This window comes from Caulobacter sp. SRI_008 (genome assembly GCF_057586355.1).
This window is the reverse complement of sequence record NZ_JBYCZS010000007.1, coordinates 165,138-189,622: the sequence shown is the minus strand read 5'-3', so window position 1 is coordinate 189,622 and position 24,485 is coordinate 165,138. Positions and strand designations below refer to the sequence as shown.

General features: G+C 67.3%; 19 protein-coding genes. 11 read left to right on the top strand and 8 right to left on the bottom strand.

Going from position 1 to position 24,485, the window contains the following annotated elements:
* Positions 1-396: 396 nt before the first annotated feature.
* From AC2YHT_RS08730 to AC2YHT_RS08720, 3 genes are all read right to left on the bottom strand, one after another.
* Positions 397-1,575, bottom strand: coding sequence for an AAA family ATPase (locus tag AC2YHT_RS08730; protein WP_487289213.1), 1,179 nt, complete (start codon positions 1,573-1,575; stop codon positions 397-399).
* Positions 1,576-1,580: 5 nt separating this feature from the next.
* Positions 1,581-2,945: a protein kinase domain-containing protein gene (locus AC2YHT_RS08725; RefSeq protein WP_487289212.1), complete on the bottom strand. Its 1,365-nt coding sequence runs from the start codon at positions 2,943-2,945 to the stop codon at positions 1,581-1,583.
* Between the two features lie 87 nt (positions 2,946-3,032).
* Entirely contained in the window at positions 3,033-3,527 is a 495-nt protein-coding gene (locus tag AC2YHT_RS08720; protein WP_487289211.1) for a hypothetical protein, read from the bottom strand.
* A gap of 107 nt (positions 3,528-3,634) precedes the next feature.
* On the opposite strand from AC2YHT_RS08720, the gene AC2YHT_RS08715 reads away from it, so the two are divergent.
* On the top strand, positions 3,635-3,844 hold the full coding sequence (locus AC2YHT_RS08715) for a helix-turn-helix domain-containing protein (RefSeq protein ID WP_487289210.1): 210 nt from the start codon (positions 3,635-3,637) through the stop codon (positions 3,842-3,844).
* Between the two features lie 8 nt (positions 3,845-3,852).
* Here the strand turns inward: AC2YHT_RS08715 and AC2YHT_RS08710 are convergent, their stop codons facing one another.
* The 3 genes from AC2YHT_RS08710 to AC2YHT_RS08700 form a co-directional block, all read right to left on the bottom strand.
* The gene (locus AC2YHT_RS08710) at positions 3,853-5,082 is read right to left on the bottom strand and encodes an IS1 family transposase (protein ID WP_487289209.1); all 1,230 of its coding nucleotides are present in this window, start codon (positions 5,080-5,082) and stop codon (positions 3,853-3,855) included.
* Between the two features lie 226 nt (positions 5,083-5,308).
* A complete protein-coding gene (locus tag AC2YHT_RS08705) occupies positions 5,309-5,515 on the bottom strand; it encodes a hypothetical protein (protein WP_487289208.1) in 207 nt (68 codons plus the stop codon).
* Between the two features lie 44 nt (positions 5,516-5,559).
* The gene (locus AC2YHT_RS08700) at positions 5,560-5,763 is read right to left on the bottom strand and encodes a hypothetical protein (RefSeq protein WP_487289207.1); all 204 of its coding nucleotides are present in this window, start codon (positions 5,761-5,763) and stop codon (positions 5,560-5,562) included.
* 201 nt (positions 5,764-5,964) lie between these two features.
* Here AC2YHT_RS08700 and AC2YHT_RS08695 point away from each other — a divergent pair, with 201 nt between their 5' ends.
* The 9 genes from AC2YHT_RS08695 (at position 5,965) to AC2YHT_RS08655 (ending at position 21,480) form a co-directional block, all read left to right on the top strand.
* Positions 5,965-8,844 (top strand): M16 family metallopeptidase, encoded by a 2,880-nt coding sequence (locus AC2YHT_RS08695; RefSeq protein ID WP_487289206.1) that lies wholly within the window; start codon positions 5,965-5,967, stop codon positions 8,842-8,844.
* A gap of 39 nt (positions 8,845-8,883) precedes the next feature.
* Positions 8,884-11,058 carry a TonB-dependent receptor gene (locus AC2YHT_RS08690; protein ID WP_487289205.1) on the top strand — a complete coding sequence of 725 codons (2,175 nt, stop codon included), beginning with the start codon at positions 8,884-8,886 and terminating at the stop codon, positions 11,056-11,058.
* A gap of 360 nt (positions 11,059-11,418) precedes the next feature.
* Positions 11,419-13,101: an MFS transporter gene (locus AC2YHT_RS08685; protein WP_487289204.1), complete on the top strand. Its 1,683-nt coding sequence runs from the start codon at positions 11,419-11,421 to the stop codon at positions 13,099-13,101.
* Positions 13,098-14,246 (top strand): HlyD family secretion protein, encoded by a 1,149-nt coding sequence (locus tag AC2YHT_RS08680; RefSeq protein WP_487289203.1) that lies wholly within the window; start codon positions 13,098-13,100, stop codon positions 14,244-14,246. Before AC2YHT_RS08685 ends, AC2YHT_RS08680 begins: the two co-directional genes overlap by 4 nt.
* Positions 14,246-15,631 (top strand): efflux transporter outer membrane subunit, encoded by a 1,386-nt coding sequence (locus AC2YHT_RS08675; RefSeq protein WP_487289201.1) that lies wholly within the window; start codon positions 14,246-14,248, stop codon positions 15,629-15,631. Before AC2YHT_RS08680 ends, AC2YHT_RS08675 begins: the two co-directional genes overlap by 1 nt.
* 541 nt (positions 15,632-16,172) lie before the next feature.
* A complete protein-coding gene (locus tag AC2YHT_RS08670) occupies positions 16,173-18,671 on the top strand; it encodes a TonB-dependent receptor plug domain-containing protein (protein ID WP_487289200.1) in 2,499 nt (832 codons plus the stop codon).
* A gap of 274 nt (positions 18,672-18,945) precedes the next feature.
* Positions 18,946-20,526 (top strand): flavin monoamine oxidase family protein, encoded by a 1,581-nt coding sequence (locus AC2YHT_RS08665; protein ID WP_487289198.1) that lies wholly within the window; start codon positions 18,946-18,948, stop codon positions 20,524-20,526.
* A gap of 31 nt (positions 20,527-20,557) precedes the next feature.
* Positions 20,558-20,959 (top strand): c-type cytochrome, encoded by a 402-nt coding sequence (locus AC2YHT_RS08660; RefSeq protein ID WP_110118707.1) that lies wholly within the window; start codon positions 20,558-20,560, stop codon positions 20,957-20,959.
* Positions 20,960-20,985: 26 nt separating this feature from the next.
* Positions 20,986-21,480, top strand: a complete 495-nt coding sequence (locus AC2YHT_RS08655; protein ID WP_487289197.1) for a RidA family protein — start codon at positions 20,986-20,988, stop codon at positions 21,478-21,480.
* Positions 21,481-21,675: 195 nt separating this feature from the next.
* Here the strand turns inward: AC2YHT_RS08655 and AC2YHT_RS08650 are convergent, their stop codons facing one another.
* Both AC2YHT_RS08650 and AC2YHT_RS08645 read right to left on the bottom strand, forming a co-directional pair.
* A complete protein-coding gene (locus AC2YHT_RS08650; protein WP_487289195.1) occupies positions 21,676-23,163 on the bottom strand; it encodes a serine hydrolase domain-containing protein in 1,488 nt (495 codons plus the stop codon).
* Between the two features lie 274 nt (positions 23,164-23,437).
* Entirely contained in the window at positions 23,438-23,905 is a 468-nt protein-coding gene (locus AC2YHT_RS08645; protein ID WP_487289194.1) for a MarR family winged helix-turn-helix transcriptional regulator, read from the bottom strand.
* A 142-nt stretch (positions 23,906-24,047) separates the two neighbouring features.
* Here AC2YHT_RS08645 and AC2YHT_RS08640 point away from each other — a divergent pair, with 142 nt between their 5' ends.
* Entirely contained in the window at positions 24,048-24,467 is a 420-nt protein-coding gene (locus AC2YHT_RS08640; RefSeq protein ID WP_487289193.1) for an organic hydroperoxide resistance protein, read from the top strand.
* Positions 24,468-24,485 lie beyond the last annotated feature (18 nt).

Below are 24,485 nucleotides of genomic sequence, written 5' to 3'. Positions count from 1 at the left end.
AGCGCTCCGCTAGCAGCAGCGCTTCAGCAATTGCCAACCCAGTCCAGGCAGCTTCGAGGCCAATCAGGTCGGCGTGCCGAATGGGTCCATCAAGCGGATCAAATCTGGCTGGCGGTAGAACATGACACCACGAGGTGATTGGCGACAGATCAGGCCGAAGCTGACCGATGCGACCGTAGAGGCGCCGTAACTCTTCTGGCGCAGCCACAAGTGCCAACGGTCGCGCAGGCTCTGCGCCAGAGCGAGGCTCGCGCCACAGCACGCCGATTTGCCCAGAACCTAGCCTCTGGCCATGATGGCGCCCTTGCCATGTAACGGGATAGCCCGCCGAATGGCCTTCGAGCAGCTTGTTCAGCTCCAACTCGCTCGCCGGCGCGTATAGAAAGGTGTCGTTCATCAGGATGACCACAGGTCCGTAGTTGGCGGCGAATAGGCCCTAGCCAAAGCTTGAGGTAAATCGCTACTGTAATATATGTCCAAGCTCGTCTTGGCTCTCGTGATTACTGTGTAGTAACTTTCATTCGAGCGCCTGTGTGCTAGTTCGTCGACGAACAGCCAGTGAACGGCTCTAAATTCTAAACCTTTACAGCCCTGCTCCGTTACAATTGTTATTGGCTTTGCAGGGTCGATTGCGACATTGAAGTCCTTGTCATCCACCCCTCCGCTTTTTGCGCGGACAATCTGCGCTTTTCCGGACAGTTGCGGATCGGCCTCAAGGGCCTGGAGCACCAACTCGCGATCTTCAGTGCGCGGCACGATCACGCCGAGAAGGTCCCCTTGCTGCAACAGGCCGCTGTAGGCGCGAAGCTGATCTCGCAAGCTTGCCGCCGCAAGCGCAATTTGCGCCGCTTTCGATTGGGCATGATGGGGATCAATGCGGCCAGGAGTGGGGCCTTTGTAGTGGGAGGTTTTGCGAAGCGAGGCACCGCTTTCTGTTTGAAGGATGCGATCCGCGACTTCGCACAGTTCGGGCGCCAAGCGGTAGTGAAACGGCAGAGTGTGTTCGTGAGGCGGCGGAGGCAGCGCCCTCAGGGCCGCCAGCCCGGCTGCGTGCTCGAAAATTTTCTGCCGATCGTCCCCTACGAAAAATAGTACGGGGCTCCAAGCTTGCAGTGCGGCAACTTCCTCCTTCATCAGGTCTTGGGCTTCATCGATAAATAGTGCGTCGTACTTCGGGATTTTGCCTGCGCTCGCCAACTCAGCGCCACTGAGCGCCAGCGCCGCCTTCCACTCCACAATGCCGTTGGTGCCGACAGGGAGGGCCTTGCCATGCTGGCGGTGAAGACCCCGAAGCCAGCTATCGATCGTGGAAACGCATGAGCGCGGAAAGATTTCGCGCTTCTGGTCGTCGTAGCATCCTGTTTTCACGAACTCGGTCAAGGAGCGCGTGAAGGTTAGGACCATAACATTGGGCATTTCTTGAGTTCGAACGAATTGAGCCCTTCGAAGCAAAACGTTCGTCTTTCCTGACCCCGGCGGCCCCAGCACGAGATGGCTTTCGGAGAGGGGAAGTTCCTCTATGAGGGATATCTGCGCTGGATCGAGGCTTAATTTGCTGGTCCACCATAGAGACATGAATACTACCTCATCGATTCTTCATTTGCTTGCATGATGGATTTTGCAAGATCGGCCACGCAAGATATTGCAGCTTCACATATAATGCTGGCTGCACCTTCGGACTCTTTTACATCTGGTAAGGATATAGAGGCGCTTTTTGACACTCCATTTACGTCAGCACTGATTTTTGCTTCCAGTTTATAATTTGCTCCCAGCGTTAAATCTTCTATAGATATCTTGTAATCTAAAGATACAGCTGACAATGGAGAGCTTGTTGAAATAATTGACGGTTCCCATTCAAAAGTTATTTGCTTTTCAGCATCTTTCGACCCGGACTTCACCTCGTGTGTGGCGGTCACGCCTTGCCTCGCGAGAATTTGAGACACGCCATTTTCCACGGCGCGAGCTAAATCCATGCTTCTCTTGTATGGCGTTTCGATTGTAGGCGAAGATACACGCGGGCGAATGCCGAGGCCCAGCGCCTCCAGCGATAGCGCTCGAACATTTTCATGATCCATAAGAAAATCTTCGAGCCTAATGGATTTCCTTCTGTGCCAATCTTTATCTAGCGACCTCCTTGCCAGAGCCACTAGGTCTTGATCGACATCCGATGCCTCCACGACGGGGTCTTTGGTGGCGACTACCCAGGCAAACCTATATCTATTCTCTTTTGATAAGGAGTATTGCTCTTCATACATGGGCTCCTGCATAATCAGGTCGTGCAGCAGGCCGCCCATTTGATACACATCCAGGGCGTGCCACAGTTCCGCACTAGGCTCCGCTAGCCTGAAGAGGTACTCAGGCGGAGAGTATCTAGAAGTTGCGACAACAGGTAGTTGACCACCGTGATCAGTGCCGATGCCTACAGGATCGTGTACATCCCTCATAACGGATAAATCTAGTAGAGTTACACTCTCAAAGTCTTCCGATATGAAAATGTTTGCTGACTTTATATCCCTGTGACACAGGCCTCTTTCCCTAAGAAAAATGCACGCCCTAGCCACCTGATCAACTATGTGTCGTATTTTGCTTCTGGGAACTTCCTTTAGGCATTTTTCGAGTTCGCGCCCGCTCGCCTTATTCATCACTAGAAATAGGCGCCCATCAAATCGTCCGCCGTCGTAGATTTTAACTACTTGGGGGCAATCGTGGACGCCAAGAGCAACCTGCTGGTCTACTCGTATCTCGCCTAAACGCCCCATCTCCCCCTCGGAGAAAGCGGCATCAAGAATTTTGAGCGCAAGATTCCCGTGAGGGGAGCGTACGGTGAAGACGGGGGCGGTGCCGCCTCGCCCAGCGGTGTCTAGCACTGCCCATTCCGGTCCCTTGCTGGCGCACCAAGCCTGGGCGATCAGTAAGTTGGCATCATCGATAGCGAGTTCGCTCATTGCTGTACTCAAGCTTACAACGCAGGCAAACTCAACCGTGACGTTACGCCCTTCGCCGATTACGCGGTGGCGGGACTCTGCGGACCGTTAAGGCGCGTCCGCCTGCCGCGCCCGCCGCATACAGTCCGAAGGTGTGGCGCGGAATTCTATCGCATCACACAGCCGGATGCCTTTCGCCGCCGCCTTGGCCTTCCGTCGTGCCTCAATAGCGTTGGCTTGGTCGATGGTGGAATGCAGAGAGTCCCAGGTCGCTGGGGCGGCCGACGCGCGGTTGTTGCACCCCATGGCGTTCCAGAACGCAGTGCTGGGGTTCTCAGTCAGGCTGGAGCCATTCGCATCGACGAAGATGACGGTGCGCTTCACGGTCGAGCCGTCGCCCGTTTCAATGCAAGAGGTACTATCGTCTGGCTGCCAGCGGCGGATCGAGAGTCCGTTTGAGGTGGCCGGAGGCGCTTCATTCAGGGCTGTCGCCCACGCCTTGGGATCGTCAAGGCAGTTACCACCGAGCGGGCATGGCGCCGCCAGAGCGGCACCAGGGTAGACGAACAGAAGGGTGATCGTTGCCAGCCGACCGAAGCGCATGAGTGACCCTCTTGAAGTTCAGAAGGGTCTATTTTGCCTATCAAGGGTTACCAAAATAGGCAGAATGGCTCCTGGAGCCAAACTGCCTGCCGCCGCCACATTCCGGCATGGATTGGGCGGCGATCGTTGGGGCAAACATCCGCCGATTGCGGAAGGCGAAGGGCCTTACGCAGGAGCAACTTGCGCATGAATCCGAGGTGGCGATGCGCTACGTCGCTGGCGTGGAGCGCGGCGAAGAGAACCCCTCTCTAAAATTCCTAGTGAAGATCGCTGACGCGCTAGGCGTGGAGCCCTCTACGCTGTTGGCGCGGAGCTAAATCGAAACTCATCGCCCGGTGCCGAGTTTCCGGTATTCGCCCAGGCACATTGAGCAGACCGACGAAGCGTCCGGCTCCAGCCGTTCAGCCGCCCCCCTCGCGTCTTCCAGCCGATAGAACGGCAGCCACTCGCCAGACTTCGTCCCGCAGGCGCCCTTCTTGCCGGCGCCGTCGCGGCAGTTCGAGCAACCGGCCGCGTGGACCTTCGTCGTGTGGTGGACGAAGCTCCGGTAGACCCAATGCGAAGGGGCGAGTTCGACGTCACCTGGATCGACTTCAACCGTCTCGCTGGCAGCTTCGACGGGATCAATTTTCCAAGTCTTTCGGTCCGAGAGTAACCTGTCGGTCATCGCCAGGAGATGCTCGATCCCCCACAGCCCGTCGGCGATCCCGGCCTGCATCGCCGCCGTGGAGAATTTGATCCAGGGGTTCGGCTTGCCGTTCTTGTCGAACTTCTCTGCCGGTCGCGCCGAGCGGCGTATCCAGATGTAGTTGTGGTAGAGAATCCAGAGCGCGATATGGCGTTCGTGGTTGAGGAAGCGCTTCGAGAACGCGTTCGTCCTCCGGCCGTAGCGGCGAACGGCCATTCTGACGTTGAGGTTCTGCCGCTCCACAAAGCTGGTGTGGATATCGGCCTCATCGATCTCCCCCTGAACAACCGTCCGGGTGGCGCCTTCATATCGAGAGCCCTGGAGTCGATTGCCGTTCTCGTCGGCCTTCGTATAGCGCTTGTAGAGAACCCCAAAGTTCACATCGCCCGCGAACGCGCGCTCCATCGCCTGGGGGTAGGCTTTTAGACCGTCGGTCACGAGAGTTGGGCGTATAGAGAAATCACCATCCTCATTGCGCTTGAGCTTCGCGGCGACTTTCCGCGCAAACGCCGTCGCGTCGGCGTAGCTCTGGGAGCCGAGGTGATAGGTGAGGATGAATTTGGTGTCGGCGCAGACCGCGAGATAGGTCCAGACGGTTCCAGCGCCCTCGACCTCGGTCTCCATCCGCGCGACGTTGAAGCTACGCGCGGCGACATACGAATGGAGTTCGTCAGCCTGGATTTTTGTGATCGTGAGATCGCTCAGCGAGGCGATGTAGCTGATCGCCATATCGCCGGCGTCTTCGAAGAGCTTGGCGACCGTGGTGAGGCTCACACCGAAGATGCGAGCGCACGAGCGTTGCGACATTCCCTCGCACAGGGAGTGCAGGATGTAGGTACGGAGTTGTGCGTTGAGTTTATTCGCCAAGCGCCATCGCTGGCCGGCGCCGGTCAGTCCCAAAGATGCTGAATTGAGTCATGGTCGTTCTCCGAGATATGCCCGCCAATCGGGCGAGCCGGAGAAGCCATTAGGCTAACGAATATTCAACCAAAAACCGAAAATTAACTAAAAATCGACCGCATCGACACATGTGGTCGTGTCAAAAATACAACTAATGGCCGAACGTTTGCTTATAAAAATAATGAATATTAATCTACGCCTTATTCTTCCTACCCTTGGCGGCCGCGCTCACTTGGTCTAGCAGGTGATTGAGATCGGCGCGTGGAAGCTCACGCCGCGCCTCTTCGATCAGGCGCGCCTCTTCGGCGGTTTCAGGTTCGGTGTCCCCGACGTGGAGTTTTGCCGCGCGGATGATCCACGCGGCATCTTCTGGATCGGAGTGAGTTCGTTTCGGCATCATCGATCCCAGCCTGCAAGCGACAGGCCAGCGCATTATAGCACGCGCTAGCAAATGGTCCCCGCGTGGATCGCGCTGGAGACGGCGTGGCGGAGGAGTGCGGAGACCGCGCCCTCGCGGGTGATGGAAGTGACGCAGCGGTTGCCGTCGATCGAACCCACGAAGCGGAGCGCTCCGTCCTCGACTTCGCTGCTGATGGAGAGGTGCTGCGCACCCTTGCGCAGGTGGATGGTGTCGGTGCGGTAGAACATGGTGGCGTCTCCGTTGTTACGCCACCCCACGCAGCCGCCCACCCTCGGGCTTAGCAACGCCCTTTATGAAACTGGGGCACCACCGTTCCGACCCGCTTCTTGACTTCCTGCGAGGGAAACCGCGACAAGTGACACAACTGTAAATTGCCTATGGGCGCTCGGGCGCCTATGCCTAGGCGGTCAGCTTCGGAGTATTCGAGAATGATCCGCCCCGCCGCCGTGTCCGCCTTCGCGGCCCTGGCCGTCGCCACCACCGCCCTGACCCCGATTTCGGCCGCCTGGGCCGCCCAGGCCGCTGAGCCTGCCGCCGCTTCAGCGCCGAAAGCGTCGATCGCCGTTCCGCCGATCGTCTATCGCGAGCGCACCCTGGCCAACGGCCTGAAGGTCTACGCCTCGCGCGACGTGACCACTCCCAACGTCACGGTCCAGGTCTGGTACGGCGTCGGCAGCAAGGACGATCCGATCGGCCGCTCCGGCTTCGCGCACCTCTTCGAACACCTGATGTTCAAGTCGACGCGCAACATGCCCAACGAGATGCTCGACCGCCTGACCGAGGACGTGGGCGGCTTCAACAACGCCTCCACCGCCGACGACTTCACCAACTATTTCGAGGTCGTGCCGGCCAACCACCTGCAGCGCCTGCTGTGGGCCGAGGCCGACCGCCTGGGCTCGCTGGTCATCGACGAGGCGGTGTTCAAGTCCGAGCGCGACGTGGTCAAGGAAGAGCTGCGCCAGCGCGTGCTGGCCAATCCCTACGGCCGGTTCTTCATCAACATCCCGCGCGCCTCGTATTCGGTGCACCCCTACCAGCGCCCGGGCATCGGCTCGATCGAGGAACTGGACGCGGCCACGGTCGACGACGTGCGCGCCTTCCACGCCGCCTACTACCGGCCCGACAACGCCGCCCTGATCGTGGTCGGCAATTTCGACGACGCGCAGCTCGACGCCTGGATCGACCAGTATTTCGGCCCGCTGAAGACCCCGGCCGCGCCGATCAAGGCGGTCACCGCGGTCGAGCCGCCGCGCGCCGGCCCCAGGACCGTCACCACCTACGGCCCCAACGTGCCGCTGCCCGCGGTGGCGATCACCTGGCTGGCCCCGCCGGCCGCCGATCCCGACGTGCCGGCCCTGGCCGTGCTCGACGCCATCCTGTCGGCCGGCAAGTCCTCGCGGCTCTACGACGCCCTGGTCTATGACCAGAAGATCGCCCAATCGACCTTCTCGGCCGCGCCCGACAGCGCCCAGCAGGGCCTGTTCTACGTCGGCGCGATCATGGCCGGCGGCAAGACCGCCCAGCAGGGCGAAGCCTCGCTGCTGGCCCAGGTCGCCCGCCTGCGCGACGCCCCGCCCACCGCCGCCGAACTGGCCGAGGCCAAGGCAGGCCTGCTGGCCGGCGCCGTGCGCGAGCGCGAGACCATCGACGGCCGGGCCTCGGCGCTCGGCTACGCCCTGCGCACCGAAGGCGACGCCGGCCGCGCCAACACCGACCTTTCCGCCCTGCAGGCGGTAACCACCGCCGACGTCCAGCGGGTCGCGAAGAAGTATCTCGCCGCCGACCGCCGCACCGTCATCCGCTACCTGCCGGAAAGCGCCAAGCCCAAGGGCGAGGCCGATCCCTTCCCCGCTCCGCCCAAGGTGGCCTCGGTCGGCTATGACGGCCCGGTCACCACCCTGGCCCCCGAGGCCGAGCGGATCGCCCCGCCCGCCCCCGGCCAGCCGGTCTCGCCGGTCCTGCCGACCCCGGTCGAAAAGGTGCTGGCCAACGGCCTGCGCGTGATCGTCGCCAAGTCCAGCGACCTGCCGCTGGTCACCGCCGACCTCACCGTCAAGGGCGGCTCCAGCGCCGATCCCAAGGGCCTCGCCGGCGTCTCGGCCCTGACCGCCGAGCTGCTGACCGAAGGCGCCGGCGCCCGCACGGCCACCCAGATCGCCCAGGCCACCGAGGCCCTGGGCGCCGACCTCTCGGCCGGTTCGGGCTGGGAAAGCTCGTCCCTGACCCTCAGCGTCATCTCCGACAAGGCCGCCGAGGGCCTGGCGATCATGGCCGACGTCGCCGAGAAGCCGGCCTTCAAGGCCGAGGAGCTCGACCGCGTGCGGGCCGAGGCGCTGGACGGCCTGTCGGTGACCTACCAGCGCCCCGGCGGCGTGGCGGGCTTCGCCGTCGCCCCGGTGATCTACGCCGGCTCGGCCTATGGCCACGTGGCCGGCGGCACGCCGGGCTCGCTGCCCAAGATCACCCGCGAGGCCCTGGTGCGCACCCACGCCGCCTACTGGCGTCCCGACAACGCGGTGCTGGTGCTGACCGGCGACCTGACGCCCGAGCAGGGCTTCGCCCTGGCGGAAAAGGCGTTCGGCGGCTGGGCCAAGCCGGCCGGTCCGCCGCCGACGCCGGCCCCCGGCCCGACCGGCTATACGCCGCGCGAGGTGGTCATCGACCTGCCGGGCACGGGCCAGGCGGCCGTGGTCGTGGCCAAGCCGGCCATCCTGCGCTCGGATCCCCGCTACTACGCCGGCCTCGTGGCCAACGGCGTGCTGGGCGGCGGCTATTCGGCCCGCCTGAACCAGGAGATCCGCATCAAGCGCGGCCTCTCCTACGGCGCCGGCTCCAGCCTGACGCCGCGCGCGGCCTCGGGCGGCTTCTCGGCCACGGTGCAGACCAAGAACGAGTCCGCCGGCCAGGTGGTCGAGCTGATCAAGGGCGAACTGACCCGCCTGGGGACCGAGCCGGCCTCGCCGGCCGAGCTGCAGGCCCGCAAGTCGGTGCTGATCGGCGACTTCGGCCGCGATCTGGGCACCTCCGGGGGCCTGGCCGACATCCTCGGAAGCCTGGCCGTCTACGGCGTGCCGCTGAACGAGATCCAGGCCTATACCGACAAGGTCTCGGCGGTCAGCGCCGGCGACGTCCAGGCCTTCTCGAAGGCCGAGCTGGATCCCGCCAAGGCCAGCGTCATCGTGGTCGGCGACGCCAAGGCCATGGGCGAGGCGATCAGGACCGCCGCGCCCAAGGCGCTCGCCATCCCGATCGACAAGCTCGATCTCGACAGCCCGACCCTGACCCAGACCCCTGCCAAGGGCAAGTAACCGTGAGCGCGACGTCGCCAGCAGCCGGACGCTAGGCCGATGCTGTGGCTGCTGTGCGTCCTCGCCGACCCCGCCGCCTCGGCCCAGGCTCAGGCCCAGGCCGAGGCGGCGCGGCCGCAGGCGACCGACGAGGCGCCGGTCGCCCTGGACGGCGTCGAGGTCACCGCCCGCCGGGGCGCGGCCCTGATGCCGCCCGAGTACGAGCTGGGTCCCGACCAGATCGACGCCATGGCCCTCGACGACATCAGCCAGGTCGTCAACGAGGTGAACAAGCGCTTCGGCGGCGGCCCGGCGCCGGTGATCATCGTCAACGGCCAGCGGGTGTCGGACGCCGACGCCTTCACCGGCTTTCCGCCGGACGCCCTGGTGCGGGTCGAGGTGCTGCCGCCCTCGGCCGCCACGGCCTACGGCGTCGGCGGCGATCCCACCCGCCGGGTGGTCAACATCGTGCTGCAGAAGTCGTTCGCCGCCCGCGACGGCCTGGCCAGCGCCGCGGGGCCGACGGCGGGCGGAACCGTCAGCCTGTCGGGCGACCTGCGCCGCTCGCGCATCCAGGACCTCAACACCAGCCGCATCGGCCTGCGGGTCTCGACCGACACCGCGCTGCGCGCCGCCGAGCGGCCGGACTATCTGGAAAGCCACCCCGACAGCGTCGAGGCCACCCTGCGACCGGAGTCGCGGCGGGTCGGCGTCGACATGGCCCGCACGGGCGGCGTCGGCCAATGGCGCGGCTCGGTGCGCGCCATGCTCCAGGCCAGCGAAAGCAGCTTCACCTCCGACACCGGCGGAGCGCCCGTGGTGAGCCGCAGCGAAAGCCGCAACGCCAACCTCACCGGCGGCCTGGGCGGCCAGGCGGCGGGCTGGCAGGTGCGCTCCACCCTGACCGGCCTGCTCTCGCGCACGCAGTCCTCCGGCCTCAACGACGCGACGACCGACAACCGCTCGGCCAATCTCATCCTGGGCGCCAATCGCACCCTGCTGACCCTGCCGACCGGGCTGGTGATGACCGACCTCTCCGGCCGCGCCACCGTCTCGCGCTCGCAAACGCAGGGGCAGGCCCTGAACCGCTCGGTCTCCAGCAGCGGCCAGGACCTCGACGCCTCGCTGTCGGTTCCGCTGCTGAGCTCGGCCCTGGCGCAGGACTGGCGCGGCCCCAAGCTCGGCGACGTCACCCTGCGGCTGTCGGCCGGCCTGCGCCGCGCCGACGCCGGCCGCGGCGACAACCTGGGCGCCAACCTCTTCTGGACGCCGATCCGCAAGCTGAACCTCTCCACCTCGTGGTCGCGGGCCACCGACGTCCCCACCGAGGACCAGCGCTTCGCCCCGGCCCTCTACGGCAGCCCGACGGTGGTGTTCGACTTCCGCACCGGCCAGTCGGTGGAGATCACGCCCCTGACCGGCGGTAATCCCGACCTGCGGGCGGCCAAGCGCGACTCCGTGACGGTCGCGGCCTCGGCCGGCCCCTACACCCGCTGGTCCCTGAACGGCGGGGTGAACTACCAGCGCGGCGAGGCGACCGACGGCATCGGCTCGCTGCCCACGCCCACCGCCGACATCGAGGCCGCCTTCCCCGAGCGCTTCCAGCGCGACGCCGACGGCCGGCTGACCAGCATCGACCAGCGGCCGATCAACATCGCCTCGTCGACCTCCAGTTCGCTGACCTCGAACTTCAACTTCACCATCCCGCTCGGCCATCCGATGCTCGCGGGCGGCGGCGGCACGGTGCAGGTCTCCCTGAACCACACGGTTCGGCTCGAGGACGCCACGGTAATCCGCGCCGGCCTGCCCAGCATGGACCGCCTGGCCGGCGACGGCGGCGGCCTGTCGCGCCAGGACTTCGGCCTCAGCGTCAGCGCCCGCCGCGGCCCGTGGAGCCTCAACGCCGGCGGCGCCTGGCGCAGCGCCTACCGCATCCGCAACCAGAGCGGCCAGGACGGCGACGGCGACCTGAAGGTGGACGCCTTCGGCACGGTGAACGTCCGGCTCGCCTATCTGGTCAACCGCAAGGTCGCCCCGCCTGCGGCCGGCGACAGCCCCCTCGCCGCCGCCGCCCGCCGCAACCGCGGCTTCACCCTCGCGCTCGATGTCGACAACCTGCTCGACGCCCGCCCCCGCGCCCGCCTGGGCGACGGCCGCCCCGCCCCCGGCTACGGCCGCGACGACCGCGACCCGATCGGCCGCATGGTCCGCATCGGGTTGGCCAGCCGGTTCTAGGATCTGCCTGACGTTCCTGGACGCCCCCATCCTCCGTCCTTCCCCGCGAAGGCGGGGATCCAAGCTGACTCTCGGGGATCGGCACGACCGCGGGTCGCTGTCGGACTCGGCTTGGGTCCCCGCCTTCGCGGGGATTTGACGGTGGAGGGGAGGCCTAGGAGGCCACCCCCGCCCCCGCTGCGCCCCGAACCGTCAAGCCGCGCGCCTTGCCGCATTTGACCGACCGCGCGAGGCGGCCCACAGTCGCATCGCTGGACAGGACATGAGGGCGCGATGACGTCGTTTCCGTTTCCGATCGCTTCGCCAGCGCCGCGCGCGCGCCGCCTGACCGTGTCGCCCTCCGCCTGACGGGGCCGCGCGATGCCCCAGCACGGCGAACAGATCGGACCGGTCCCGGACTGGCTGCCGCACGAGCGGCCGCTGATGCCCGGCTCGCCGTCGACGCCCGCCTTTCCGACCCACTTCCGCATCATCCACGGCCTGATCAGCCTGCTGATCGGGATCACCGGCTCGCTCGGCACGGCGTTGGTTTCGGTCAACCTGCCAGCCATACAGGGCTCGCTGGGCCTCAGCCCCGTCCAGGGCGCCTGGCTGACCACCATCTACGTGATGACCAACATCTCGATGAACCTGCTGCTGGTGAAGTACCGCCAGCAGTTCGGCATCCGCCGGTTCGCCCTGGTGTTCCTGACCCTCTACACCGTCACCGCCTTCGCCCACCTGCTGCTCGACAACTTCGCCATGGCCCTGCTGCTGCGGGCGATCAGCGGGGTGGGCGCGGCGGCGCTCACGGCCCTGGCCATGTTCTACATGCTGCAGGCCTTCCCGGCCTCGTTCCGGATGGGCGCGCTGGTGCTGGGCGTCGGCGTCTCGCAGCTGGGCGCGCCGCTGGCCCGGCTGATCTCCACCGGCCTGCTCGACGCCGCCTACTGGCACGGGCTCTATGCGCTCGAAGCGTGCCTGGCCGCCGCGTGCCTGGCCGCCGTCACCCTGTTCCGCCTGCCCCAGGGCGTGCGCATCCACGTCTTCGAGGGCATGGACATCCTCACCTTCGGCCTGCTGGGCGGAGGCCTTGGCCTGCTGGTCGCGGTGCTGGGCCTGGGCCGCATCGTCTGGTGGTTCGAAGCCCCCTGGCTGGGCTGGTGCCTGGCCGCCGCCGTGATCCTGCTGGTCGCCGGCGCCCTGGTCGAACACGGCCGCACCCACCCGCTGATCGACACCCGCTGGGTGGCCACCGGCGCCTTCCTGCGCTTCTGCCTCAACGTCGCCCTGGTGCGGGTCATCCTGTCCGAGCAGAGCGTCGGGGCCGCCGGCCTGATGCAGGCCCTGGGCCTGGCCCAGGAGCAGCAGCGCCTGCTCTACGGCGTGGTGCTGGCCGCCACCGCGGCCGGCATCGTCACCAGCGCCATGACCCTCAACCAGAAGACCCTGGCGCCGCAGTTCCTGGGCTCGATCCTGCTGATCGCCATGGGCTCGTTCCTCGACGCCCAGGCCACCGTCCAGACCGCGCCGGCCAACCTCTTCGTCAGCCAGGCCCTGCTGGCCTTCGCCGCGGCCATGTTCCTGGGCCCGTCCTTCATGTTCGGCATCGGCCAGCTGCTGACGAGAGGGCTGGGGTCGATCATCACCTTCTCGGTCATGTTCGGCGTGGCCCAGAACCTCGGCGGCCTGTTCGGCGCGTCGATGCTGGGCACCTTGCAGACCGTCCGCGCCCAGTCGCACGCCGTGGGCCTGGCCGAACGCCTGACCGGAACCGACCCCACCGTCGCCGCCACCCTGCAGGCCTATGCCGGGGTCTACGCCCCCACCCAGGCCGACCCGGCCTTCCGCGCCGCCGACGCCAGCGCCCTGCTGACCCAGCAACTGACCCAGCAGGCCAATGTCCTGGCCTTCAACGACGTCTTCCTGGTGGTCGGCCTCGTCGCCCTGCTGCAGTTCGCCTACGCCGGCTTCCTGTTCTTCCTCCTGGCCCGACGCATGGCGGCCTCGCCGCCCCCGCCGGCGCCGGCCGCCCCGTCCGCCCCCGCCCGAGAGACCGCATGACCGACGCGCCCTCGCCGCCGCCCCCTTCCCAGTCCGCGCCCCAGCCGGAGGACCGCGCCGCCGCGGCCGCCCCGCCGCCGGCCCGGCCCAAGCCGCCCAGCGCCCGGGCCATCGTGCTGACGGCCCTGGTCACCCTCGTCGTCGTGCTGCTGATCCTGTTCCTGTGGAAGCTGCCGCCCTTCGCCGGCTCGGTGCAGCGCACCGACAACGCCTATGTCCGCGGCCAGGTGACCACCATCGCCCCCCAGCTCAGCGGCTACGTGGTCAAGGTCATGGCCCAGGACTTCCAGACCGTGCGCGCCGGCCAGCCGCTGTTCGAGGTCGACCAGCGGATCTACGCCCAGCGCCTCGACCAGGCCCGCGCCACCCTGGCCGCCCGCGAGGCGGATCTGGCTAACTCCGTCCAGGCCCGCGCCTCGCGCGAAGCGACCGTGCTCAGCCGCGCCGCCGACATCCGCTCGGCCCAGGCCCAGGTCGAGCGGGCTCGCGCCGACATGGCCCGCGTCGCCGACCTCGCCACCGACGGCTCGGTGTCGCTGCGCGAGCGCGACCAGGCCCGGGCCGCCCTGCGCGCCGCCGAGGCGAGCCTCGCTTCCGCCCAGGCCGGTCACGAGATCGCCCGCCAGGACGTCCGCTCGGTCGGCGTCTCGCGCCAGGGGCTGGAGGCCGCCGTCGCCGCCGCCCGCGCCGCCCTGCGCCTGGCCGAGATCGATATGGCCAACACCATCGTCGCCGCCCCCACCGACGGCCAGCTGGGCCAGGTCGGGGTGCGGCGCGGCCAGTACGTCACCGCCGGCAGCCAGCTGGTGGCCCTGGTGCCGCCGCAGCGCTGGGTGATCGCCAACTTCAAGGAACGCCAGTCGGGCCGCATGCGGCCGGGCCAAACCGCCGCCGTCACCGTCGACGCCCTGGGCGACCAGCGCTTCACAGGCCGGGTCGAGCAGGTCTCGCCGGCCACCGGCTCGGAGTTCAGCATCCTCCCGGCCCAGAACGCGACCGGCAACTTCACCAAGATCGCCCAGCGCCTGCCGGTGCGCATCGTGCTCGACGCGGGCCAGCCGGACCTGGCCCGCCTGCGTCCCGGCATGTCGGTCGAGGCCGAGGTCGATATCGCCACATCCAAGCAGAATGGGGGCCGCCGCTGATGGCGCGCCGCCTTCTCCTCGCGGGTCTGTCTCTGGCGGGTCTGCTGAGCGCCTGCGCGACGCCCGGTCCGAAGACCGCGCCGCCTCCTGAAACGGGCCTCGCCCCGCCCGCCGGCTGGCGCGCCCCTGCCGAGACCAGCGCCGACGCGATCGCCGCCGACTGGTGGAAGGCCTTTGGCGACCCCCGCCTCTCCGACCTGGTCGCCGCCGCCCTGGCCCGCAACACCGACCTGGGCGCAGCCGAAGCCCGGGTGCGCGAGGCCGAGGCCCAGAGCCGCCTGGCCCACGCCGCCCTCCTGCCCTCGCTCAACCTGACGGCCGGCGCGCAGAAGGAGCGAACCTTCAACGCCTTCGGCGTCCCGACCACCAGCACCGCCGTCCAGTCCGAGCTCCAGATCGCCTACGAGGTCGATCTCTGGGGCCGCATCCGCGCCAGCGACGCCGCCGGCCGCGCCAGCCTGCAGGCCAGCCGCGACGCCCGCGACGCCGCCCGCCTGTCGGTGGCCGCCGCCGTCGCCCGCTCCTATGTCGCCCTCGTCTCGCTGGACGCCCAGCTGGCCACCGCCCGCGCCACCCTGACCTCGCGCCAGGAAGCCGCCGCCCGCGCCCGCCGCCGGGCCAGCGAGGGCGTCACCTCCGACCTCGAACTGCGCCAGGCGCAGGGCGAACTGGAGTCGGCCGTCCAGCGCGTCCCGGCCCTGGAGCTGGCCGTCCGCCGGCAGGAAAACGCCCTGACCCTGCTGGTCGGCGACGTCCCCGGCGCGGTGACGCGCGGCGGCCTCGACGCCCTGGCCATCCCGCAGCCCGCCGCGCCCCTGCCCTCGGCCCTGCTGGCGCGCCGGCCCGACATCGCCCAGGCCGAGGCCACCCTGGCCGCCGCCGACGCCAGCCTGGCCGCCGCCCGCGCCGCCTTCCTGCCCCAGGTGCGGCTGTCGGCGGCCGGCGGCGGGCTGCATGTCGAGCCCCTCGACTCGATCGCCATCTGGAGCCTGGGGGCCAGCGTCCTGGCGCCGATCTTCGACGGCGGCCGCCTGCGGGCCCAGTCCGACGCGGCCACGGCTCGTCGCGACCAGGCCGCCTTCGCCTATCGCAAGGCCGCCCTCACCGCCTTCGGCGAGGTCGAGAGCGCCCTGGAAGGGAACGGGCGGCTGGCCGAGCAGGAAGAGGCCGCCGTGCGCCAGCGCGCCGCCGCCGCCTCGGCCCTCGACCACGCCCGCCGCCGCTACCGGGCCGGCTACGTGTCCTACCTGGAAGAGCTGGACGCCCAGCGCAGCCTGCTGGCCGTCGACCTCGGCCTCGCCCAGGTGCGCGAAGCCCGCCTGCAGAACGCCATCGCCCTCTATCAGGCCCTGGGCGGCGGCTGGACGGTTGGCGAGGGGCGGTAGGGGCGAACTCCGCAAGAACTCGGCTATTTTTCATCGAGCATCCCCGCGAAGGCGGGGACCCAAGCCGAGTCCGCGGATCGTCCACGGCCGCGCCTCATCCTGAAAGTCAGCTTGGATCCCCGCCTTCGCGGGGACGCTCGGATTTTGGGTGAGCGACGAGCGGGTAAATCTCGATCCCCCCCACCCCGACTCCGCTGGTCGGATAACCTTCAACGTCGAGCCCCCGCTCGTGCGCGCTCGATCAAACACCGTTATCCGGGGCGCCGGCCGGACGATCAATCGGACTGAGAAACCGCCGTTCGGCGCCACGAAATGCGGCGGCTTGCGCCTTAGCGATCATGTAACGCCCCCGCAAAGCCGCCTGCCCATTGCCGAACCTGCCCCCGTGCCCGACGCTCATCCTCGGCATAGCCACTGTGCAGTCTTGTATTCGCGTTCAACAATAAGAATACATCTAGGGCGGAACCCCACGGAGGAGTCATCAATCATGCGTTGATTTTGCGAAGAGGGGGCTACAATGAATAATAATCTAAAGAATAATTTGATCGCGGGGATCTCGACCCTGTCGATTGCTCTCTGCACCACCACCGTGGCGCTGGCCGCGGAACCAGCCCCGGTGCCGGATTCCGTCGAGCTCGACACCGTCATCGTGACCGGCACGCGCCAGACCGGCCTGCGGGTCGCCGACAGCCCCGCGCCCGTCCAGGTGGTCGACACCGCCACGCTCGAGCGCACCGGCCAGGTCGACCTGCGCCTGGGCCTGGCCAATCTGGTCCCGTCCTTCAACGCCCAGGCGTTCGGCGGCGACACGGCCAACCTCACCCTTTCGGCCCGCCTGCGCGGCCTGTCGCCCAACCAGGCGCTGGTGCTGATCAACGGCAAGCGCCGCCACACCACGGCCAATTTCGCGGTGCTGTCGGGCCCCTATCAGGGCGCCGCCGCCGCCGACCTCGGCTTCATCCCGATGTCGTCGATCGGCCGCATCGAGGTGCTGACCGACGGCGCCGCCGCCCAGTACGGCACCGACGCCATCGCCGGCGTCGTCAACATCATCCTCAAGAAGGCCAATTCCGGCGGCGTGGTCTCGGCCACGGGCGGCGAGTACTTCGACGGCGGCGGCAAGACCGCCTCGTTCTCGGCCAATATCGGCACGACGCCGACCGAGAACAGCTATCTGAACCTCACCGTCGAGAGCAAATACCACGGCTTCTCCAACCGCGGCCTGCCCGACCAGCGCGTCTACAACCCCGCCAGCCCCAGCTATTCGACCGCCAACAACGCCGTCGAAAGCCAGATCTCGGGCTATCCGAACCTGAACCTGATCTCGGGCGACGCCGAGTACCGGATGCACGTCCTGGCCTTCAACGCCGGGGTCGAGCTGCCCGAGGACTTCGAGGTCTATTCGTTCGGCACCTACGGCCACAAGGACGCCTCGGCCTACGAGAACTACCGCCGCTACAACCGCGTGCAGGGCAAGATGGGCGCGGCCGACCGTCCGTTCCCCAACGGCTTCAGCCCGCGCGAACGGATCATCGAGGACGACTACGCCATGACGCTGGGCCTCAGCGGCAAGGTGCTGGGCTGGGATCTCGACGTGTCGTCCACCTACGGCCTCGACGACATCGAGGTGCGGGTCGAGGACTCGGCCAACGCCAGCCTCTATGCCGACACCTCGACGACCACGACCAAGGGCTTCACCCCCACCTCGTTCCACGCCGGCAGCTGGCGCACCACCCAGTGGACCAACAACATCGACCTGCGCCACGACTTCGAGGTCGGCCTGGCCACGCCGCTGAACGTCGCCCTGGGCGTCGAGCAGCGCCGCGACACCTACGCCATCGGGGCCGGCGACGCCGCCTCGACCTACAAGGAAGGCTCGCAGTCCTACCCCGGCTTCTCCAAGACCGACGCCGGCGGCCATAGCCGCACCAGCTGGGCGCTCTACACCGACCTGGCGGTCTCGCCGATCGAGCCCTGGAAGATCGACGCGGCCCTGCGCTACGAAGACTTCAGCGACTTCGGCGACACCACCGTCGGCAAGCTGACCAGCCGCTATGACTTCAACGAGAAGATCGCCGTCCGCGGCACGGTCAGCACCGGCTTCCGCGCCCCGACCCTGGCGGAATCCTACTACTCGGCCACCAACGTCTCGCCGACCAGCGCCTTCGTGCAACTGGCGCCGAACTCGGCGGCGGCGGCCCTGCTGGGCATCTCCAAGCTGAAGCCCGAGAAGTCGACCAACTACAGCCTCGGCGTGGTGGCCCACCCGCTGCCCAAGCTGACGGCCACGATCGACTTCTACCGCATCAAGCTCGAAGACCGGATCTTCGGCTCCAGCTCGATCTACGGCATCCGCAACGGCGTGGTGGTCAACGCCAACGTCAACGCCGCGATCGCCGCCAACGGCAACGTGCTGGACAGCACCGTCACCAGCACCGGCATCAACATCTTCTCGAACGGCCTGGACACCCGCACCCAGGGCGTCGACGTGGTGCTGTCATACCCGACCAGCCTGGGCGACTACGGCCGCATCGACTGGACGCTGAGCGGCAACTTCAACGAGACCAAGATCACCAAGGTCAAGGCCGCCCCGTCCGCCCTGGCCACCACCAGCACGGCCTTCCCGAGCGGCCAGGTGCTGTTCGCCGGCAACGCCGCCTCGCTGCTCGAGACCGCCTCGCCCAAGTACAAGATCGGGCTGAACGGCCTCTACAGCTTCGGCCCGCTCACGGTCAGCCTGACCGAGACCTTCTATGGCAAGGCCTCGGCCCTGGCCGATCCCGGCACCGGCCCGCTGCTGATGACCGTGGTCAGCGCCACGGCGATCACCGACCTGGAGGTCTCCTACAAGTTCCCGGTCGGGGTCACCGCGGCGATCGGCGCCAACAACCTGTTCAACGAGTATCCCGACAAGTATTCGGCCGCCTTCCAGACGGCCTGCGTCGCCTCCGGCGGCGGCTGCGTCACCCAGTATCCGTCCTACTCGCCCTTCGGCATCAACGGCGGCTACTACTACGGACGCCTGACCTACACGTTCTAGGCGCTGGCTAAGCACTGGAAAATCCAGCGTTATGGGGAGCCGGGCCCAGTGTCCGGCTCCCTTCGTTTCGACCTTCGATTCCGCCGCCGCACGCCCTTCGCCCAGACTTCGCTCATGCGCACGCACAGGCGCCCAAGGGCTCGGCACAACGGCGTTCCTCGACAGGTCGAAGGCTCCTCGCGCGGCAAATGGATTGCCCCGGCGAGACGGTGATTTCGAGATGGACCCCACCGCCGCGGCATCGATCGGCGGAACAAGAAAGCAGGGCGGGCATATGGACGGAGTTCTGACGCGTCGTCGGTTTTTCGAGGGCCTGGCGGCCTATGGCGGGGTGTCGCTGGCCATGGCCGGCATGGACGCCCTGGGCTACGGCTTCGCCTCGGCCCAAGCGGCCCCGCCCTCGCTGGAAGGCGGCGGCAAGGGGATCAAGGTGGTGGTGCTGGGCGCGGGCCTGGCCGGCCTGACCGCCGCCTATGAACTGACCAAGCACGGCTACGAGGTGCAGGTGCTGGAGGCCCGGGGCTTCGCCGGCGGCCGCTGCCAGACCGCCCGCAACGGCTTCCGCCACGTCGACCTCAACGGCAACGACCAGACCTGCCAGTTCGACGAGGGGCTCTACATCAACCACGGCCCGTGGCGGATCCCGTACCACCACCGCTCGACCCTGCACTACACCAAGCTGTTCGGCGTGCCGCTGGAGAGCTTCGTCAACGACAACGACGCGGCCTACGTCTATTTCGAGAAGGGCGAGGGCCCGCTGAAGGGCAAGCCGGTCCGCAAGGGCGAGATCGCCGCCGACGCCCGCGGCCACGCCGCCGAACTGATCGCCAAGGTCGCCGCCAAGGGCGGGCTGGACAGCGCGATGACCGCCGAAGACCGCGACCTCTTCGTCGCCTACATGGTCAACGAGGGCCGGCTTTCGCCGACGGACTTCGCCTACACCGGCACCGACGGCCGCGGCTTCGACGTCCATCCCGGCGCCGGCGTCTCGCCGGGCCCCGGCAAGCCCTCCACCCCGCGCAGCATGGCCGACGTCCTGCACTCGGGCGCCTGGCGCACCCTGACCTCGGTGGCCGGCTACGAGCAGCAGCGCACCATGCTCCAGCCGATCGGCGGCATGGACCAGGTCGCCAAGGCTTTCGAACGCAAGGTCGGGGGTCTGATCCGCTATTCCAGCGTCGTCGAGACCATCCGCCAGGACGCCAAGGGCGTGAAGATCGGCTACCGCGACGCCTTCGGCGAGAAGGACGAGATCAGCGCCGACTACTGCATCTGCACCATCCCGCTCAGCGTGCTGCGCGGCGTCGACCTGCAGGCCTCCAAGCCATTCAAGGCGGCGATGGAGGGCGTGGCCTACGCCCCGGTCAACAAGATCGGCCTGCAGATGAAGCGCCGCTTCTGGGAAGAGGACCACTTCATCTACGGCGGCCACATCTACAACGACATGCCCGGCATCGGCACGATCAGCCTGCCGTCGACCGGCTGGCAGTCGCAGAAGGGCGTGCTGCTGGGCTACTACGCGTTCGGCGGCGAGGCGGCCAAGATCAGCGCCAAGAGCCCGGCCGACCGCGCCGCCTTCGCCGTGGCCGCCGGCCAGAAGGTGTTCCCCGAATACGCCGACAGTTACGAGAACGCCTTCTCGTTCTGCTGGCACCTGGCCGAGTTCAATCTCGGCGGCTGGGCCGAGTGGAGCGACGAGGGCCGCAAGAGCGCCTATCCGGTGCTGTGCGAACCCGACGGCCGCCTCTACCTGGCCGGCGAGCACCTCAGCTATCTTGGCGGCTGGCAGGCCGGGGCCATCGAGTCGGCCTGGCAGCAGATCGGCAAGCTGCACGCCCGCGTCCGCGCCGCCTGACCACCGCTTTTCTGATCCTCGGGGAGACTTGATGCTTCGCAACGCCATCATCGCCGCCCTGGCCGCCGCTCCGCTGGCCCTGGGCGCGTCCGCCGCCCTCGCCGCGCCGCCGACCGGCCAGAGCCTCTACGCCGACAACTGCTCGGCCTGCCACCAGGTCACCGGCAAGGGGGTCAAAGGCGCCTTCCCGGCCCTGGCCGGCGCGCCGATCGTCCAGGGCGACGGCAAGCTCATGGCCGCCGTCGTGATCAACGGCCGGGCCGGCATGCCCTCGTTCAAGGACGACCTGTCCGACGCCGAGCTGACCGGCATCCTCAACTACGTACGCGGCGCCTGGGGCAACAAGGGCAAGCCCGTCAGCTTCGCCGACATCTCCAGCGTCCGCGCCCAGTCGAACGCCAAGGCCAAGGCCCGCGGCCTGCAGGCCCACTGATCCCAGAAACCGATAAGGAGACGCCCATGAAACGCCTCGCCCTCGCCCTGCTCGGCGCCGCCGCCTTCGCCGCTCCGCTCGCGGCGCACGCCCAGGGGATCGTCCGCGGCGGCGACCCCAAGTCGGCCATCGCCAGCGTCGTCACCGTGCCGGCCGGCTACGACACCATCTATGTCAGCGGCATGACCCCGCCGGTCGTCGACGCCGCCGCCACCGGCGTCGCCAAGTTCGGCGACACCAAGACCCAGACCATCGGCGTCATCAAGCGCCTGGAAGACGCCCTCAAGAGCCAGGGCGCGACCCTGTCGGACGTGGTCATGATGCGCGTCCTGCTAGTCGGCGACCCGGCCAAGGACGGCAAGATGGACTTCGCCGGCATGATGGAAGGCTACAAGACCTTCTTCGGCACCGCCGAACAGCCCAACAAGCCCTCCCGCATCACCAGCCAGGTCTCGGCCCTCGTCGCCGACGGCATGCTGGTCGAGATCGAAGTCCAGGCGGCCCGCCCGCCGAAGAAGTAAGGAGAATCCCTCTCTCTGAGAGAGAGGGAGGGGCCCGCCGCGCAGCGGTGGGAGGGTGAGAGGCTTCACCGCCAGCCGGCGAACCTCGATCCCTTCCACCGCGGGCCTCAGGTGCGCACGCCCCCGCCTCCCGTCATTCCAGCCCCTGTGGCGGGGACATCCATCGACGGCCGGGGCGGCCCGCCCCTATTTCTCTTAGGCAAGAGCGGCCGCCCGCGCCGACAAGAGCACCTCTTCCACCACCCGCGCGGTCTCGGGCGTCGCATCGTTGGCGCAGGTCGCGCAGACGAACCCGGCTCTCGGGTCGACCAGGACCTCGGCCCGCCACAGCGTGTTCGAGCCCGTATGAAAAAGCCGGCCGTCTTCGCTGGTGAACCAGCCCAGGGCGTCGTTGGCGCCGAAGGAAGGTGTGTGGAGCTTGGTCCAGGTGGCCGCCTTGAGGAATGTCGTCGGGCGATCTCGGTGCGCGCTCAAATAAACCAGCATATCCGCCATCGGCATATGCACGCGGCCGACCGGGCCCATGGCGGCGACATTGTCGGCGTCGAGACCTCCCGGTGGATGGGGCACGCGCTTGCCGTTGGTCACCAGATGGCCGATGGGCTGGATTATCCGCCCGCGCACGCCCGGCGCGCCCTGTCCCGCACGTTGAATACCGAGCGGGTGGAAGACCTCCCTCTGGATCAGGGTCTCCCAGGACTTTCCCGTGACCTTCTCCAGCATCGCGCCGGCGACGACGAAGCTTGTATTGCTGTAGAAGTGCTGGGCGCCCAGCGGCCCCACCGGCTTTTGAGCAAGGGCGAAGCGGGCATACTGCAACCGCTCGGCGCGGGCGTCGGCCAAGTCCTGACTGAAGACCACCCCGCCAGTGTCGCCGATGTCGCGCTGCAAACCCGCGCGGTGACTGAGCAGGTGCACCAAGGTCGCGTCGCTGTAGGCCTGAGGAACCGAATAACCCTCCGTGGTGAGGATCTGACCGACCATCATGTCCCACGACAGTACGCCGGCATCCACCAAGCGGGCGCAGAGCGTCGCGGTCATCGACTTGCCAATTGAACCCCAGTGCCACTGATCCTGAGCCCGAATGGGAATCTGCGCCTCACTGGAGCGAGAGCCAGCCACCAAAATCGCCGACCTGGCCCCGCGCGCCCAGGCCGCGCCGATGCCGGGCGCCCCCGCGAGCCCCCGCTGCGCCTCAAGAAGATCCTTGGTCAGCAGCGGCCACTTCCGCTCCGAAATGCTGTCGGCGACCTGGCCCCTGGTAAAACGCAGCTCGACCGGTGCGCCTTGGTTGATCACCGCGTCCATATGGCGGTCGTCTTTCAGCACGCCTTCGATGGTCAGCTTGAGAGGCGCGATGCCGATCCTGACCTTCTCGCCATCGACAGTGACCTGTCCGCCGGGAAAACTCGCGTCTCCCTGGTTGAAGCTGCTGATCTGAAAGACCGCGCCCTTTGCGTCGATAAGCAGCCGCATGGTCTGCGGCACCTTCCCTGGATCGACGACCGCCGTCCAGGTTCCGTAAAAGCGTGGGTCGGCGGCAAATGCTTGGCCGGCGGCGGCCAGCCCCATAGCGCCTGCCAGACCTTGCAGGTGCGCGCGCCTCGTACTGTCCACAAAACCCCCCGTTTCGTTGCTGGCCCGAACGGCTTGGCCGTTCCACCACAGGTAGGCGCCAGTCAAGCTGAACCTTAATTGAACGCGCCGCCCGCGCCTTGTCCGGGGAGCGCGGCCTTAGACCGCCAGTCCACGATGGAATGTTCCGACGGTCCGTGACGGGTGTGAAACTAAGAGGACATCAGATGCAGCGCGCCCTCTCTCTTAGAGAGAGGGTTTCGGTGACCGCAAACCACCCTCTGCCGACATAAGATCCGTCCGCTTCTTGACGGGTTGTCGGTAGCGGTGGAGGTCCCCGGTTCCAGGGCGGGAATGACGGGAATTTTGAGGCCGAAAAACCTCACCCGTCGTTGGCGTGCTTGATCAGGTTGTCGCGCACCCGCGTGATCGTCTTCTGCACCTGGGCGAACTCCTCCGGCGCCAGGCCCGTGGCCTTGACCAGGGTCTTCTGGCCGCCCTTCTCGCGCAAAGCCCGCCCCGTCTCGGTCAGGCTGACGATCACCTGGCGCTCGTCGGCGGGATCGCGGCGGCGGGTCAGATAGCCCAAGCTCTCCAGCTTCTTGAGGATCGGGGTCAGGGTGTTGGACTCCAGGAACAGCTTGTCGCCCAGGCTCTTGACGCTCTGGCCGTCCTCCTCCCACAGCGCCACGATGATGATCCACTGGGTGTAGGTCACGCCCAGTTCGTCGAGGATCGGCTTGTAGGCCCGGCCATAGGCCAGGTTGGCCGAATAGACCGCGAAGCACAGGAAATCGGCGAGGCGCGGGGCCTTCTTCTCGGCGGCGGGAGGCGTCTCTGGCGTCGTCATGGCGGCCTTCTGGAAGCGGGATCGGGTCAGACGTCGCGAATATAAATCGGATCCGATTAAATCGGAAGGTTGACACGCGCTCGAACTCGGATTTATGAGATCGGTACCGATTACATCGGATCCGATTGAAAAGGAAAACGCCATGACCACCCCGATCGACGCCGTCCTCTACACCGGCGCCACCCACGTCACCGGCGGCCGCGACGGCGCGGCCCGCAGCACCGACGGCAAGCTGGACGTGCGCCTGTCGCGCCCTGGAAGCGCCGGCCCCGGGACCAATCCCGAGCAGCTGTTCGCCGCCGGCTGGTCGGCCTGCTTCATCGGCGCGCTCGGCCTGGCCGCCCACGCCCAGGGCGTCGCCCTGCCCGCCGACGTGGCGATCGACGCCGAGGTCGACCTGGCCAAGGCCGGCGAAGGCTTCGTGCTGCGCGCCCGCCTCAATGTCAGCCTGCCGGGCCTGGCGCCCGAGACGGCCCGCGCCTTGGTCGAGGCCGCCCACCAGACCTGCCCCTACTCCAAGGCCGTGCGCGGCAACATCGACGTCGAGCTGAACCTGATCTGATCCGGCCGGCGGGCCGAT